The organism is Novosphingobium sp. BL-S-24 (assembly GCF_055521575.1).
Genome location: NZ_CM145488.1, coordinates 1,133,632 through 1,149,218, shown reverse-complemented (window position 1 = coordinate 1,149,218; position 15,587 = coordinate 1,133,632). Strand labels below are relative to the sequence as shown.

At 62.7% G+C, this 15,587-nt stretch carries 14 protein-coding genes and 1 tRNA gene; 3 read left to right on the top strand and 12 right to left on the bottom strand.

The genetic code is table 11. The features are described from left to right. The first annotated feature begins 87 nt into the window (after positions 1 to 87). The gene (locus tag ACZ1JM_RS10790) at positions 88 to 1,059 is read left to right on the top strand and encodes a helix-turn-helix transcriptional regulator (protein WP_465134800.1); all 972 of its coding nucleotides are present in this window, start codon (positions 88 to 90) and stop codon (positions 1,057 to 1,059) included. 62 nt (positions 1,060 to 1,121) lie between these two features. Here ACZ1JM_RS10790 and ACZ1JM_RS10785 read toward each other — a convergent pair whose 3' ends face one another. The 10 genes from ACZ1JM_RS10785 to ACZ1JM_RS10740 all read right to left on the bottom strand — a co-directional run bounded on the left by ACZ1JM_RS10785 (position 1,122) and on the right by ACZ1JM_RS10740 (position 10,591). Then, positions 1,122 to 1,385, bottom strand: a complete 264-nt coding sequence (locus ACZ1JM_RS10785; protein ID WP_279728804.1) for a DUF3892 domain-containing protein — start codon at positions 1,383 to 1,385, stop codon at positions 1,122 to 1,124. Between the two features lie 2 nt (positions 1,386 to 1,387). Beyond that, entirely contained in the window at positions 1,388 to 1,603 is a 216-nt protein-coding gene (locus ACZ1JM_RS10780) for a hypothetical protein (protein ID WP_279728805.1), read from the bottom strand. A gap of 470 nt (positions 1,604 to 2,073) precedes the next feature. Further along, on the bottom strand, positions 2,074 to 4,836 hold the full coding sequence (gene mobF, locus ACZ1JM_RS10775) for a MobF family relaxase (RefSeq protein ID WP_465134799.1): 2,763 nt from the start codon (positions 4,834 to 4,836) through the stop codon (positions 2,074 to 2,076). Further along, positions 4,836 to 6,683: a type IV secretion system DNA-binding domain-containing protein gene (locus tag ACZ1JM_RS10770; protein WP_465134798.1), complete on the bottom strand. Its 1,848-nt coding sequence runs from the start codon at positions 6,681 to 6,683 to the stop codon at positions 4,836 to 4,838. Before ACZ1JM_RS10770 ends, mobF begins: the two co-directional genes overlap by 1 nt. After that, on the bottom strand, positions 6,680 to 7,051 hold the full coding sequence (locus ACZ1JM_RS10765) for a hypothetical protein (protein WP_465134797.1): 372 nt from the start codon (positions 7,049 to 7,051) through the stop codon (positions 6,680 to 6,682). The genes ACZ1JM_RS10770 and ACZ1JM_RS10765 overlap by 4 nt, the downstream gene beginning before the upstream one ends. Positions 7,052 to 7,258: 207 nt before the next feature. Then, on the bottom strand, positions 7,259 to 7,804 hold the full coding sequence (locus tag ACZ1JM_RS10760) for a hypothetical protein (protein WP_465134796.1): 546 nt from the start codon (positions 7,802 to 7,804) through the stop codon (positions 7,259 to 7,261). A gap of 107 nt (positions 7,805 to 7,911) precedes the next feature. Beyond that, positions 7,912 to 8,244 carry a helix-turn-helix domain-containing protein gene (locus tag ACZ1JM_RS10755; protein WP_465134795.1) on the bottom strand — a complete coding sequence of 111 codons (333 nt, stop codon included), beginning with the start codon at positions 8,242 to 8,244 and terminating at the stop codon, positions 7,912 to 7,914. Between the two features lie 15 nt (positions 8,245 to 8,259). Continuing rightward, positions 8,260 to 9,159 carry a hypothetical protein gene (locus ACZ1JM_RS10750; protein WP_465134794.1) on the bottom strand — a complete coding sequence of 300 codons (900 nt, stop codon included), beginning with the start codon at positions 9,157 to 9,159 and terminating at the stop codon, positions 8,260 to 8,262. After that, positions 9,156 to 10,352, bottom strand: a complete 1,197-nt coding sequence (locus tag ACZ1JM_RS10745) for a tyrosine-type recombinase/integrase (protein ID WP_448536816.1) — start codon at positions 10,350 to 10,352, stop codon at positions 9,156 to 9,158. The genes ACZ1JM_RS10750 and ACZ1JM_RS10745 overlap by 4 nt, the downstream gene beginning before the upstream one ends. 165 nt (positions 10,353 to 10,517) lie before the next feature. Then, positions 10,518 to 10,591, bottom strand: a tRNA-Cys gene (locus tag ACZ1JM_RS10740). Between the two features lie 214 nt (positions 10,592 to 10,805). Between ACZ1JM_RS10740 and mobA the strand changes: the two genes are divergently transcribed. Further along, positions 10,806 to 11,336: a molybdenum cofactor guanylyltransferase gene (gene mobA, locus ACZ1JM_RS10735; protein ID WP_465134793.1), complete on the top strand. Its 531-nt coding sequence runs from the start codon at positions 10,806 to 10,808 to the stop codon at positions 11,334 to 11,336. 1 nt (position 11,337) lies between these two features. Here mobA and ACZ1JM_RS10730 read toward each other — a convergent pair whose 3' ends face one another. Further along, the gene (locus tag ACZ1JM_RS10730) at positions 11,338 to 12,003 is read right to left on the bottom strand and encodes a winged helix-turn-helix domain-containing protein (RefSeq protein WP_465134792.1); all 666 of its coding nucleotides are present in this window, start codon (positions 12,001 to 12,003) and stop codon (positions 11,338 to 11,340) included. A gap of 208 nt (positions 12,004 to 12,211) precedes the next feature. Continuing rightward, positions 12,212 to 13,411: an LL-diaminopimelate aminotransferase gene (locus ACZ1JM_RS10725; RefSeq protein ID WP_465134791.1), complete on the bottom strand. Its 1,200-nt coding sequence runs from the start codon at positions 13,409 to 13,411 to the stop codon at positions 12,212 to 12,214. Positions 13,412 to 13,635: 224 nt separating this feature from the next. On the opposite strand from ACZ1JM_RS10725, the gene ACZ1JM_RS10720 reads away from it, so the two are divergent. Beyond that, on the top strand, positions 13,636 to 15,516 hold the full coding sequence (locus ACZ1JM_RS10720; protein WP_465134790.1) for a PHA/PHB synthase family protein: 1,881 nt from the start codon (positions 13,636 to 13,638) through the stop codon (positions 15,514 to 15,516). Positions 15,517 to 15,587: the final 71 nt, after the last annotated feature.

The window sequence follows — 15,587 nt, the reverse complement described above, 5'->3', positions numbered from 1 at the left end:
TCATGGCAGATGAGCATGATGATGATATACGACAGAAGTTGTCGCTTCCGGGGGGAGGGTGTTATTTCTTATCGTAATGCCATTGATTTGCTGACGGTCGCGGCAAGGGCGGCATCCATGCGCGGCGTCAGTCTGGCCGAGATCGAAGAAGTTCTCGAGCGGGATTATCGCACGGCGCAGCGCGTAATCCGTGCGCTGGGGCAATGTTTTCCCGAACTGGAGAAAGTGAAGGACCAGGACTCGGACAAGGCGCGCTGGAAACTGCCTTATAAATCGGTGGCCCCGTTGCTAGCGCCGACGCCTGAGGAAATGGCGGCGCTTTCCCTGGCGCTCGACATGCTAGGCAAGGGCGCGGGGAAGGACCAGGTCGGGGCGCTGCGCTGCCTCCACGCTAAGATCCTCGCGCTCATTCCCGATGACCGCAGCCGCCGCCTCGCGGCGGACGAGGAAGCGCTCCTCATGGCACTCGGCCATGCCGCGCGCCCAGGCCCTCGTCCGTTGGGGAGCGAGACGGTGGACGTGGCTATCTCCAACGCGCTCAAGGGCACGTCTCAACTGCGTATTCTCTATCGCGGCTGGAAGGACACGGTCGCGCGCGAGCGCGTGGTGGCTCCGCACGGGCTGTTGCTCGGGGCACGGCGCTATCTCGTTGCCGTCGATCTGGGCAAGGTCGGCGGCGGCATTCAGCATTTCCGTGTCGATGCAATCGAGGAGGCAACCGTTCTTCCCCAGAGTTTCGTGCGCAAGGAAGGGTTCGACCTGAATGCGCATGCCGAGCGATGCTTCGGTTCCTACCAGCAGGAAGGCGGCATTCATGATGTCGCCTGGCGCTTCGCCCCCAAAGCGGTCAGCAGAGCCGAAGGCTTTCTTTTCCATCCGACCCAGACCACGGAGCGAGAGCGGGATGGTTCGCTCGTCGTGCGGTTTCGAGCCGCAGGCCTGCTCGAGATGTGCTGGCACCTCTACATGTGGGGCGACACGGTGGAGGTTATTTCTCCGCCCGAACTCGTACAGATGGTCGCGGCGCATCGACGTTCGGACTTTCCCTCGATGCCCTGACCTGGTTCCGGAGCCGGAGCGTGCAGCTCCGGCCCAGATCCCGGCTGTCGGCAGTAACGCTCTCAGCAATCGGGGAGATCATCCAGATTGTTGCGCGACGTGGTGTCGCGGTCGGTCCGGAGATATTTGCCGGTCGACCCATTGACCACCCGGATCTTGGTTTCGGGCGCACTTGCCCAGTTGACCCAATATTCATGCAGGCCGAGTTCGATGTCGCTGATCGCATCCGCCTTGCTGCGGGGCGACCAATATTCGCCGGAATTGCATAGCCGGGTAATGTCGCCCTGCCTATCCTTGCCGGTGGCGCGCACATAACGTTTCGCCATGATCAGCTCTCCTTGATCGTGGTGTGGGGGCTGGCCTTCCCGTGCGCGGTCGTGACGTACCGGCCCGAGATGGCGCTGCGGTAATGGGGACCAGAACTCCCGCTCCGACCGGCGCTCTCGCGGACGGTCGTATGCGGACTGGCCTTGCCGTGTTTGGCGGTGACGTACCGCCCGCTGATCGCGCTGCGGTAGCTGCCGCTGCTTCGACCCTTGCTCATGCTGCTTCTCCATCGTTGATGCGACTCAAGTCGTCGCGATTCGCATTGTGGAGAGCAGAGGCGACAGATCGCGTCGCATCCATTTTGTTCCGGTTGCAAAATTCACTCTTGGCGAGGTGGGTAGTTCTCGATCGGCAGCGGCCGGGATGATCGCGGCCAGCGCAACGCGGTATATTCACCACAGCGTCTGAAAGTGCAGCGGCATAGTCTTAGCACCGTGGTACATCATGCCGCCTGCAATCTATTTTTGTTTAAGGACGCTGGTACAGGCCCAGCGGCAAGGATTGATGCAAACTCCGACCGGTTCGAACGTCCGCTATCCCGTTCCGGATTCCAAAACCTCCCGTTCCGGATCGTCCGCCGCCCTGGTCATTCTTTCGGTGAAGCAAACAAACAAACGGTGGGCTAGAAAACGGGATAAGACAACTAATTTACGCCGCCCCTTTAGGCTTGTGGGCGTAAGCCAAGCCTCACCCAAGACCAGCTCCCTTCGCGGTGCCAGCCGCCAACCCGGATGCCGCCGCCTGAGCGATGGCAGTTTGCACCTGCCCGGCCCGTTCACCAATCCCGGCAACCAGCTTGCCACGATCGTTGGTGAAGATAGTGGCGGTTTCCTTCGCCCGGGATATTCCCACATAGAAGGATTTCTGATCGACCAGATTGGCCGCCTTACTGTCAGCATGGATGATCACGTGATCGGCTGTGCGCCCCTGGGCAGCAAAGGCTGTATCAACATAGCCATGGGCAATATGCCGGTCGCGAGCAGCATCAAGATGGAGCGTTTCAGTCGTTCCTCGCCCGGTTTGGACGGTGGCAGTGCGGGCCTGCTGATCGACGGCGATCACCTCGCCGCGTCCGCCATTGATCCGGCCCGCCTCGCGGTCGTTACGAGTGAAGCGGATGCTATCACCGGCTTTCAAGTCGATCGGCTGGGCGGAGAAGGTCTGGGCATGCCCCGCACCCCATTGCCGCAAGCGCCAGTCCACCTCACGCCCATCCTCGGTCTTGAGCGCGATGGCGGCCTTGGCCGGATCGATGCTCTCGACGCGGTAGGCTGCGCCCCGCGTCACACCCTTGTCGGCATAGTCGCGGGTGAAGCGCACTACATCGCCTTTGTCGTAACTCAACGGATCGCGCGCCTCCACACGGGTCAGCCCCTTGTTGACGAGGGCTTCCACCGTGACGGCAGGCCCGTTCAGCGCGCCCGATCGGGTAAGCGCCGCACGAATGTCGGCTGTCAGCGCATCGCGCCCCTCGCGCGATGGCTCGATAACGATCGTGCGGGCACGCCCAGCCTTATCCAGCCCGGCATATCGCTCAGCGATAACGGTGAAGCGCGCAGCACGGTCCGCACTCTCGATGATCTGTCCACCACCCCGGTCCAGCGCGGCAAGAGCCTTCCTGGCATCCCCCTCGATTGACGCCAGCACGGCCTCCTTGGTGGCAAAATTGGTCTGCCGCACAATCTCGACAAGTCTCGCGGTTTCCATGCCAGCGCCCTGCAACTGGGCAAAGGCCGCACCCGCCTCGACAGACCCTAACTGCTTCACGTCGCCGACCAGCACGATGCGGGCATCATGCTTCGCGGCCAGATCGAACAACCGCGCGGTATCGCGCGCCGACAACAGCGACGCCTCGTCCACGATCCACGCGGCGGGCCGGGTGGGATCGGACCTCTCTGGCGACAGCAAGTGGCGGGCAACGGTATCGCCGCGCGTGCCCAGCGCCTCGCCCAGCACCATCGCCGCTGACGCGGTCGGAGCCAGGGCGGTCACCGCTATCCCCCGCGCCTCGGTCTCGCGGGCGAAAATCGCCAGCACGGTCGTGGTCTTGGCGGTGCCGGCATAGCCCTGGACGGCAGTGATCCGGTTGCGGCTGGTCAGAAGCTGCGCGGTGGCGGCGCGCTGATCGGGATTCCAGCCATGGCCTGCGCGCTCGGCCTGCGCCGCTGCGCTGGCAACAGCCCTGGCAGCGGCAAGCGGCGACGCAATGGGAGCGAGCAAGCCGCGCCCCTCTGCCTCGATCCGCAGCATCCTGGCTTCGGTTTCGACATTCTGCCGCGTGGTGAACCCGGCGAACTCCGCACCGCGCCGGTCGATATGCGTGCGGGCGAGCAAGTCGCCCTGTTTCGTCGCCACCGCGATCGCCTCCCCGATCTGGGCGTAACCGATCCGACCCAGTCCGATCCTTCCAACCTCCTCCTGCAAGGCGGCAGCGGAGAACACCGATTGCCGCTCGCCCAGCTTGTCGGCGGCATGGGCGACAGCACGGGCTGCTGCATTCTCCCCCTGCAATTCCATGGCCGCGCGATGGGCAGGATCGGCGGCCTTCGCTTCGGCCTCTCTGACCATCGCCAGTCTTGCCTCGGCGCCAAACCCCGCTTTGGCCGCTGTCTCCCGCCACTCCACAACAAGGCTCCCATGATCGGCGGCAACCTTGGCCTCGCGGGTATCGAGCGTGGCAACCTGCTTCTCGATGGCGCTTGCCGTGTCGCGGGACGTACCGCGCTCCGCCAATGCCGCCTCGATCTCCGCGCTGCGGGTGCTGAACGCCTCGATGACTGCGGTGGAAACACCCCTGATCTCGAACAGGGAATCCTTTCCCGCCTCGATCTCATAGCCCAGTTCCCGGACCTTCTGCGCCAGTTCCTGCCGGTAGATCGCCCCGATCTGCTTCTGAAGCTGGTAGATCGCGCGCGGTTCGAGGCTGCGCCACGCGCCATCCTCGCCCTGCGTCGCGTTCATGATGACATTGTGGGTATGAAGCTGAGGGTCCTGGGCGCGGCTGGTGCCGTGCTGGAAGCTCGCGATCACCAGATTGCCGGTCGCCTCGCGGGCGACCGTGCCGCCATCGCGGATGCGGGTGGCCGCCATATGGCGTTCGACATGGGCCAGCGCCGTTTTAACGGCTTGCCCATGCGCTTCGATCAACCGCCGGTCGCCCGCAACCTCGGCAATGATCGACACCGACTTGGGCGCGCTCAAGGTCACGTCCCAGCCGGGGCGATGCTCCAACAGCCCGTCGCGGAACGTACCAAGCTGCTGGTCGCCAACCTTGCCGTCTAGCAAGGCGCGGAACTGATCGCGATCCACCTCGCCGGACAGGCCCAGCGCCTCCGCACCCTGGCCCTGCCATTGGGAGGGCGATAGCCCGCCCTCGGCATAATAGTCGTCGGCCTCATAATAGCTGCTGGCCTGCGCTGAACTGGTGAGGGCAGAAACGGAAGCTACCATCACACCGGTCCCTGACTGTCGGGCTTCGGGGACGGTGACGACGACGGCTCCGGTGATGGCGGCACAGCTTGCGAGGCCTGCCCCCAGAGCATGGTCGACGGATCGGCGGCGATGAACCCCGGCTGGTGGGGATCGCCGCGCCGCGCGATGTGATCGGCGGTCAGCCTGATCCTGGCCACCGGCAAGCCGTCGGGCAGCAGCAGATAGCCCTCGTGCCGTGCGAGGCGTAGCTGGCTCTCCATGACGGCTGGCCGCACCTCGCGCATTCTGCCCAAGTTGATGCGGTGGCCCTCGTCGCCGTCACCCAGCATGTCTGTCTTGGTGCGGATCTCCATCTCGCAATCGCCAATGGTCTGGCTGGCCCATTGCCGTGTGTCGCTGTCGATGGTTTGCAGGAACAGCTTGGTGTTGCAGCAGCCCAGCATGGATTCGGCGATCTGCGGCCCATAACGGTGCTGCATCTGCCCCAGCGCCTGGAAGGTCAGCACGACCGCAGCGCCGAACTTGCGGCCCTCGGGCAGCAGCCGCACCAGATTGTCGACGCGCGGCAGGTCGGCCAGTTCGTCCAGCACGAACCAGATACGCCGGTCCTCGGAAGGGGGCAGGCCCAGCACCGCGCTGGCCGCACATTCCAGCCAGCAAGCCAGCAGCGGCTTCGAGGCTTCGAAATAGTCCTCCTTCCTTGGCACGAATATCCAGGGCCGCGCACCGGGATGCCGGTCCAGCGCTTCAATGAAGCTGCGGAAGGCAAAGGGCTTGGCCTTGCCGTCCTCGGCACGCAGGAACTGGATCAGGTCCGCTGCCTTCGCCAGCATGAACAGCACGCTGCCCGTGGCCCGGTCGGCATCGTCGGCAAAGGTGCGGGCCGATGAACTGGTGGCGAGCCATTCCTTGAGGTCGTCCTTGGGGCGGTTCTTCAGGGCATGTAGCAGGTCGGGCAGGGTGCGCCTGTTCTCCTGCCACAAGGCCCGGATCATGTTGGCGACAAGGATACGGCTGGTATCGAGCCACACGTCGCTGTCGTGTTGCCCGGTCTCGGTGATGAGCTGGTGGGCGATGCGGTCGGCATCGGCCGGATGGGCGATCTCGGCGAAGGGCGACCAGAAGGCGCAACGGGCATCGAATGGATTGAGGATCACGTCGCCGCGCGACGGATCGTAATAGTGGGCGATGAACTCGCCGCTGGTGTCGTAGACGAGGGCGGCTTCGCCGCGCGCCTCGATCCCATCGAGCAATTGCCGCAAGGCCGTGGTCTTGCCACTACCGGTCGTGCCGATCATCGCCATGTGGCGGGTTTCCAGACGAGCGGGGATCGGCACCTTGCCGATCGACAGGGTGCGGGCGTCAGCTTGCCTGCCGGTCAGCCTGGCAAGCTGCTTCTCGTCCACCACTTGCGTTCCGCCGATCCAGCGATCGGCCAGGAGGCGCTCGCGTCGCCGCGCCATCGCGCCGCGCAAGGCGATCAGGCCCACAAGCCAGGTGCCGAAGCCCAGCACACTGCCCCACTTTCCATAGGACCAGACAAGATCGACGCGCCGCTGGAAATAGGGATGGGCGATGATCTGTCCCGCCGATCGCCCTTTCTCGATATGGTCGGGAAAGTGCACGTCGACCCCCGTGTCGGTCTCCCAGCCGGACACGGCCCAGAGCTTGGTCCTGGCCCAGTAGAAAGTGCCGGTGGCGAGCATCGCGTCCCGGCCCAGCATCATGTTTGGCAGTGCCAGTCCGCCGAGGGCAACCGAGGCCAGCAGGACGAGGGCCTGCCGCTTGAGGCGCGCGCCTTGCGTGCTGAGATGATGCTTGCGCAGGGCATCGGCATGGTTGCGGCGATCGTCGGGGCGGGTCATGGCCGGTTCTCCCGTGCGAGGCCCCGCTGGCGCTTATAGGCGGCGGTGATCTCCTCGGTGAGGATCGCATCGCTCTTGCGCGCGCCGGTCGCCGCGCTGCGGGCGTAGCAATAGGCAGCGCAGGCGGTGAACAGCGCGCGGTCCAGCATCCGCTCGACATCGACGATGCGGGTGCTGACCGACGCCAGTTCGGTCACGATCTCGCGGGTGTCGATCGCGCTGCCCGTCCCCTGGACGAGGGCGGCCAGCCCCGTGTCTACGACGCGGGCGAGCATGGCATATTCACTGAGGCCACGTTGCCGGGCGAAGCCGGCAAGGGTGCGATGCTGGGCTGGAGAGAGCCGCACGGTCTGGGCGCGGGCGCTCATGATGCCGCTCCAACCGAGATGCTATTCGCCATCTCGGAAAATGGCGCAATAGCGCCACTTCCGCGCCACCGCATTTGACGGGATGCTATCCGCATCCCCTCAAACCCGCAGAAAAGCTGGATGCACCCGTGCGTGAGGTGTGTATCTGAATTGTCGGCTCGATGCGTAGCATCGCAGCCCCGCAACCTTGTCCGTAGGGCGACCGGATTAGGCATGGTCCGATCCTTCCCGGCAGGCTTCGCCCGAAGCGTCAGCGGTGGCATCGGGCACCCAGGCGGCGATGATCCGCTTGGCTTCGCGGTCGGCCCTGGGGCGATCGATCTCCCGGCGCTGACGGGGTTGGTCGTAAAGGCCGTGTTCGATGATCCAATTCTGGATCACTTCGTCGATGGCATCCTGCAACCGGTTGTCGAGCTGCCTTGCCGAGATGGGATCGAGATGCGCGGTGACATGCGGGGCTTCGATCAGTCCGCCCAGCGGGAGATAGGTCCCGCCTGCATTCTGCAATGGGCCATCCACCCGCAGGGTCGATATGACGCCCCGGTGGGTGTGCAGAACGGGGCGTTCGTCGAGCGTCCAGTGGCTGATCGAGCAGCGGTAGGTCTCGCCATCGTCATCGAAGGGCAGCAGCCGCTCGATCAGCGGCTCGACGATGGGCGCAAGCCGCTGATGGACCGTGAAGCGCAGCGTGACATGGGACTGGCCCCGCAGCCGTGCAGCCAGCCAATCGATGGTGTTGCGGATGGAAGGCATGAATCATCCTTTCGTGAAAACACGATTGTGTGGGGTTGTTCATGTTGGGGATGCAGCCGCGACCGGACCGCCCGGCGACTAGGCCGGGACCGGCAAGCGGCTCTGGTTTAAGCGAGGGGTCGGGGCTGGGCGATGCGCCGGACGGACTCGGTGGTCAGCAGCGTGCGCCGGCCGATCTTGATGGCGTCGAGGCCACCCGACTTTATCAAGGCGTAGACCGACGATCGCCCGACGCCGAGCGCCTTGGCGGTGTCATTGATGGATAGGGCAAGAGGTTCCATGTGCGTCTCCATGTTGGCCGACTGGCGGCGGGAGACATGTCCGGTTGCACAGGATTGCCAGCGGTCCTCCCCGTAATGGGAAAGCCGCAGAAATCCGCCGATGGCGCGCCGTACCGAAAACAGACGCCGTGCGCCGAAAAGCCATTCCCGATTCGCCAAAATCAGAAGCGGTGCTCAGCGGTCGTCGGAAGACGCGGACTGTTTGAGGTGAGCGTAGATTTTTCTGGCGTAGGGCGTCAGCCGGTCGCGCTTGGGAATATCGCCGGACACGTTGGACGCGCTGTCGAACCACTCGTCAAACCAATCGGTCAGCGAACGCACCGCCGCCGCCTCGTCGTTCAGGTCCAGCGTGGCGAGCCTTGGATCGGCGCGCAGATCGAAGGCCGCCTCGACATAGGCATATTTGACGTTGCGGCCAGGGCCGCCCGAACGCTTCGGCGCGCTCATCGCCAGCATTCTCTCCATGTCCTCGCGATGCAGATAAAGGTCGGCCGGAAGGGACATGGCGGTCGGAAAGCGCATGACTATCGCCCGGTCATCGCCCTGCTCGGATAACAGAAAGTAGCGCAACCTTCCGAAGAACTGGCGGCGGTTGAGAGCAATCCGCTTTTTGCCGAAGCGGGAGATGTAATAGGCTCTCGGGCCATCGACCTTCTGCAAATGCCCCAACACCTCGTCAAACAATGGATCGGATGGGTGGGGCAATCCCAGCGGGGCATCCGGGACTGCCAGACCATATTGATAGGCCCGCCGCCACAAGTAGGGGGCGATGGTTCCTGCCAGCATCAGCAAGGTACAATAATAGAAAAAGTCGGAAGATTCTGATCGAGTCGCCGCTGCAAGGCCGATCAGGGAAAAAAGAGCCAGAAACCCGAAAATGCTGCTTATTCCGATGGCGAGATTGTAAGACCGTGAGAAGCGCGGCTTTATCCCTTTGAGGAACGCCGCATTCAGGCTGAAACCCTCGTCCTGATCATCCGCCCTGATCTTTGCCAGCACCTTCCAGAGCGGAACATCATCGATATCATCCCCGTCCGCAAAGACTTTCCATCTTTCGCCAGGGCTGCCTGTCATCTGTTTCCACCCTGCCGCAACTCGTCCAGATAATCGCTCCACCATTGCGCCATGGCAACACGCTCCGCCCAATAGGCCGACTGGTTATAGATGCGCCGGACGCTGCCCGCCACCATGTGCGCTAACGCGCGCTCGATGGCGTCGGGGTTCCATTTGCCAGACTCGTTCAGCAGCGAAGATGCTGTCGTACGGAAACCATGCGCGGTCATCTGCTCCTTTGTATAGCCCATGCGCCGCAAGGCCGCGTTGATTGTATTATCGCTGATTGGCCTCGCGCGCGTTCTGATCGACGGGAACACATATTGTCCGGAACCAGATAGGCAGCGCATATCGGTTAGGATCGCGAGCGACTGCCGCGACAAAGGCACCGAGTGGGGCTGGCGCATCTTCATCTTCCCTTCCGGGATGATCCAAACCGCCTTTTCAAAATCAACCTCCATCCATTCCATTTGCCGAATTTCGCCCGGACGTTGGAAAACGTGCGGCGTTAGTTTCAGCGCGTACATGACGGCAGGATCGCCTTGATAATCCTCGATGGCCCGGAGCAGCGCCCCGAAAGCGGCGGGATCAGTGATCGCGGGGAAATGCTTGACCTTCGCTGTTGTCAGCGCCCCCATCAGCAGTTGGGCCGGGTCGCGATCGGCTCGCGCTGTCGCTACCGCATAACGAAACACGCGGCTGGCAAATGCCCGGAGGAGATTCGCCGTCTCCAGGCGGCCCCGCCGCTCATGCTTCCGCAATTCGTGTAGCAGTTCCTGCGGCGTGATCTCCGTAACGGGACGCCTGCCGAAATCGCCGCCCAGCAGCTTCACGAACCAGCGCATCTTTTCCAATGTCGGCTCTGCCAGCCCCTCCCGCGTTTTCTTTTCAATCAATTCCTCGGCTACGCTCGCGAAACTGTTGCTGGCGCGGATACTGGCTTCAATGCGCGCCTGACGCTTGGCGACGTTGGGATCAACCGCATGGGCGAGCTGCCGGCGGGCCGCATCACGCGCTGATCGCGCCTCAGCCAGTGTGATTTCGGGATATGATCCGAGCGCCAGCTTTCGCTCCACGCCGTTCATTCGGTACTTTACCCGCCAAAGTTTGCTACCCCTCGGATTAACCAAGAGGTACAGTCCCTGCGAATCTGAGACTTTGTAGGGCTTGTCCTTGGGCTTGGCGTTACGGATCGCGGTATCGGTCAGCACCATTGGGGGCCTCGCTTCCGTGGGGGCTTCGCAAAGCCCCCAAATTAGGCCCCCATCGTCTGCGGCTACAGGCAAATAAGGGCAGTCGCTGACAACCAGCGATTACCCATAAAATAGCAGGAAACAGGGATTTTTCCAACTGTTGGCAGCTCTCGCCAAACAGGATTTTGGAGGCCCGAGCCGGAATCGAACCGGCGTGCAAGGATTTGCAGTCCTCTGCGTCACCACTCCGCCATCGGGCCATCCGTGTGGAGGACTGGCCGCCTAGCAAGCGATCCGGGTCAGCGCAACGGGTTTCGCATGGGCTTGGAGATTTTGGTGTCGAGAATACCGGAAATGTCGGATCGGTGGCTTGGCAGGCCCGCGATTTGCCCGCATCCTTGGCATTCCTGCGGCTGATCCGTGTCGCAATTTGAGTTTTCGGATCGGCCCATTCTACGCAAGAAAGGTGGTCGCATGATTCTCGGGGCGGTTCTGGCCGGCGGTTTGTCGAGCCGGTTCGGGAGCGACAAGGCTCTGGCACAGCTTGACGGGCATTCGCTGATCTCGCTCGCCGTTGATGGGCTGTCCGGCTGGTGCGAACATGTCATCGTCGTAGGCCGGGAAACAGCGCCGGCACCGACACTGCCCGACTGGCCGCGCGCAGGCATGGGGCCGCTGGGTGGCTTGGCGGCGGCGCTGCGGCATGCCGTGGACGAAGGATATGAAACCGTATTGAGCTGCGGCGTGGATGCGGCGATGCTTCCGGATAATCTGCCGGAGCTTTTGGGAAGCGCGCCTGCCTGCTTGGCCCAGCAGCCGGTGATCGGAGTCTGGCCCGCTTCGGCGGCGGGCACGCTGGAGGCGCTTCTGGAGAGCCAGGATCGCCATTCCATGCTGCATTTTGCCGAACTGATCGGTGCGCGCCTGATCGAAACCGGGGCGACGATCCCCAATATCAACACGCCGGGCGACCTTGCCGCCCTGACGCGTGAACAACAACCTTAGATCAGAACGCTGGCGGTGAGATCGACGAGGTTTTGAACGATGGCATGCCGACCGGCTTGACCACGCGCTTTTCCACGGCGGACAGGCAGTAGCCGCCCGTCGTTCCCGTCGTGATCATCCCGGCCATGTCCACGAAGTCCAGCTTACGGCGCAGGCGCGACATGTGGACGGCGATGCTGTTGGTTTCCGGCACGAAGCCCATGCGCCAGACGTCCTGGATCAGATCCTGCTTGCTGACCGTCTCGTCCGGGGTATCCGCCAGACGCCAGATCAGCGCGAACTCGCGTGGGTTGAGGTTCAGTGGAACGCCGCGACCGTATGCCTCGCGCGCCAACAGATCCAGTTCGAGATCGCCGAACCGGCGGTAACGAGGCAACCAACTGGTCTGCTCAGCCAGTCGGGCGGCGCGGGCGGCGAACTCGCCTCCGTCCGTTGGATCGGCCAGCGCTTCGCCGAACCCCGCCTTGATCAACCGTGTCCGTTCGGCCGCCGTGTTGGCGCCAACGATAAGCAGGAATCGACGCGCTTCGACCGGAAACGACATCAGGGCTTGCCAGTCGGCGCTGTCGAGGCGTCCAGACTGGCAAAGCCCGATGCAGTCCGCGCCGGGCTCGATCGCATCATCCAGCACCCACCCATACTCACGCAGGTCGATGCTCTCCGGCATTCTGGTTGACCCAAGCCACCGAAAGGCATGGGCCGTTTTCATCTGTTTACCAAGGTTCGCCATCGGCCCCCCGCTTTCCGGCTTTCCATAACTCAGATCATTATAATCTGACGGATAACGCCACTAAGGAGCAACACGTATAATCTTACAGGGTTAATTAACAACTCACCTTATGTGTCAAACATTCCGTCGGTTGGTTCGTTATGGGTCAAGTAGCCGGGGTATTAATACCCATTGACGTTAGATAACGCTTAACATTGCGGGCCGCCTGACGAAGTCTCTGTTCGTTCTCGACCATCGCGATTCTCACAAACCCTTCGCCATCTTCACCGTAACCTACGCCCGGGGCCACAGCTACTTCGGCGTGCGTGAGCAGCTGCTTGGAAAACTCGAGGCTTCCCATGTCCTTGAGGGCTGGCGGCAGTGGCGCCCACGCGAACATCGAGGCCTTTGGCGCCGGAATATCCCATCCGGCCCGGCCGAACGCCTCGACCATGACGTCGCGGCGCTTCTGATACAGCTGGCGGTTGCGTTCGACGATGTCCTGCGGGCCGTTCAGCGCGGCGCAGGCAGCGGCTTGAATCGGCGTGAATGCGCCGTAATCGAGATAGGATTTCACCCGGGTGAGGGCGGCGATCAGGCGCTGGTTGCCGACCGCGAACCCGATGCGCCAACCGGCCATCGAGTACGTCTTGCTCATGGAGGTGAATTCCACGGCCACGTCCTTCGCGCCGGGCACTTCCAGGATCGACCGGGTCGGCTGACCGTCGTAGTACAGTTCGGAATAGGCAAGGTCGGACAGGACCCAGACCTTGTTCTCTTTCGCCCAGGCGACCAATCGCTCGTAGAACGCCAGATCGACCGTCTCGGCCGTGGGGTTCGACGGGTAATTGACGATCAGGATAGAGGGGCGCGGGACGGTGAAGGCCATCGCGCGGTCGAGGGAGCGCCAATAATTTTCGTCTGGGGTGGTGGGCACCGAGCGGATCGTCGCCCCGGCAATGATGAAGCCGAAGGTATGGATGGGATAGCTGGGGTTGGGCGCCAGCACCACGTCGCCGGGCGTCGTGATCGCGGTGGCGAGGCTGGCCAGGCCTTCCTTCGATCCCATCGTCACCACGACTTCGCGTTCAGGGTCGAGTTCGACGTTGAAGCGATTGGCGTAATAGTTCGCCTGGGCGCGGCGCAGCCCAGGTATGCCCTTGGACTGCGAATAGCCATGCGCGCCCGGCTTTTGCGCAACTTCACACAGCTTGTCGAGCACGTGCTGCGGAGGCGGCAGATCGGGGTTGCCCATGCCGAGGTCGATGATGTCCTTGCCCGCCTGGCGTGCTGCATGCCTCATCGCGTTCACTTCGGCGATGACATAGGGCGGCAGTCGCTTGATGCGGTAGAACTCGTCTTCCATGACCTCTGTGATCCAGTTGCTTCGCGGCGGTATCGCCGCCGCGCTCCTGTAGGGTATTCCGCGATTCTCGCAAATGGGCGATCGTGAAAGAAAATTGCTGACAAACAGGCGTATCGCGGGTTTCGCACTCTTCATTGGTGAATGCGAGGACTCGACATCGACCGCCCGGACATTCAAACTCAGTGCCGTACCACGATAGCGACCACCACGGAGATCGACTGCCCATGGCCACCGACAACGGCGATCTTGTGAGTGACCTGATGCGCACCCAGACGCAGGCGCTTACCAACGGCTTTGCGACGCTGTTCGGGCAGATGGCGCCGGCAGGAGGCTCGCCAGAAGGCGAAGCGGTGGTGCAGTGGGCTGACGTGGTAGGGCGAATGCAGACCGCATGGACCACCTTTCAGGTCGAGCAGATCGCCAAGGTAACGTCGGACACGCCGCCGCATTTCGCTGATCCCGCAAAGTGGATAGGTACGGCGGAATCGGTGTTTCGTCAGTTGCCCTTCGCCAACCCGGACGTGCAGCGTAAGCTTTGGGATGACGGACTGGCGCTCGCCAACACGGTGTTCGGAGCATACGGCCTCGGTCCCTCGGCCAAAGGCGAGGGATCGGCCCCTGAGCCGGAATTGCCGCGACAGGACCGCCGGTTCGCCGATCCCGAATGGCGCAAGCAGCCATTCTTCGCGTTTCTGCACCAGGCCTATCTCATGCTGGCGGAGAACATGGTGGGCATGGCCGAAGCGGTCGAGGGGATGGAACCGGCCCGCAAAGCACAACTGATGTTCGCGACGAAAACAATGGTCGATGCCCTCAGCCCCGCGAACTTCCCGCTGACCAACCCGGTGGCACTCAGCAAGGCGGCGGAGACGCGGGGCGAAAGTCTTGTTCGGGGCTTCGAGAACCTGCTGGCCGACATGCGCAAAGGCCAATTGACCCATACCCAGCCGGATGCGTTCGTGCTTGGCGAAAACATCGCCGTGACGCCCGGCAAGGTCGTGTTCGAAACGCCGCTTTACCAGTTGATCCAGTACACCCCTACCACCGACACGGTTCTAAAGACGCCGTTGCTGGTCTTCCCGCCGTGGATCAACCGGTTCTACATCCTCGATCTCAACGCCAAGAAAAGTTTCGTTCGCTGGGCCGTGGAGCAGGGGATCACCGTCTTCATGGTGTCCTGGAAGTCAGCCGATGCGTCGATGGCCGATCTTTTGTGGGACGATTACATCGCGGCGCAGATCGAAGCGGTCGACGCGGTGCGTGAGCGGCTGAGCGTGCCGTCCGTGCATACCATCGGCTACTGCGTCGCCGGTACGACGCTGGCGGCAACGCTCGCCGTACTGGCCCGCAAGGGCGAGGCGGACAAGGTGGCGAGTGCGACGTTCTTCACCGCGCAGGTGGATTTCGAGGATGCGGGGGATCTCAAGCACTTCATCGACGATCACCAGATCGACACTGTGGGTCGCCTATCGCCCGAAGGCTACCTCGATGGACGCTATCTCGCTGCGACGTTCAACGTCCTGCGCGGCAACGATCTCATCTGGAACTACGTCGAAAAGAACTACCTGAAAGGGGAGGAATACCCCGCTTTCGACCTGCTTCACTGGAATGGCGATGTCACCAATCTGCCAGCCCGGTGGCATCGTGATTACCTGCGAGACCTGTATCGCGACAACCGCCTGGTGGTGGCCGATTCCCTGAAGGCATGCGACACCCCGATTGACCTCAGGAAAATTTCGACCCCGGTCTACGTGCAGGCCGGGCGGGAAGACCACATTGCCCCACCGACCAGCGTCTGGAAGCTGATGCGCTATGTCACCGGACCGGCGACTTTCCTGTTGGCAGGGTCAGGGCACATTGCCGGGGTGGTCAATCCCCCGTCCTCCGGCAAATATCAGTACTGGACCCACGATGGTTCGCCCGAAACGCTGAGTGACTTTATTGCCGGCGCTAAAGAGCATCCGGGAAGTTGGTGGCCCCACTGGGCGGAATGGATCCGAGGCCGCAGCAGCGAAGAAGTGCCAGCAAAGGGAAAGCGCAAACCGGGCGGCAAGGGTGATCGGGTGATCGAAGATGCACCCGGAAGATACGTCGCCGGGCGATAGTTCTGCGGCACGGCAGGTGCCACTAAAGTGCCATAACAGCAGTATAATCTGGATCTCAAGCGCCTTATGTT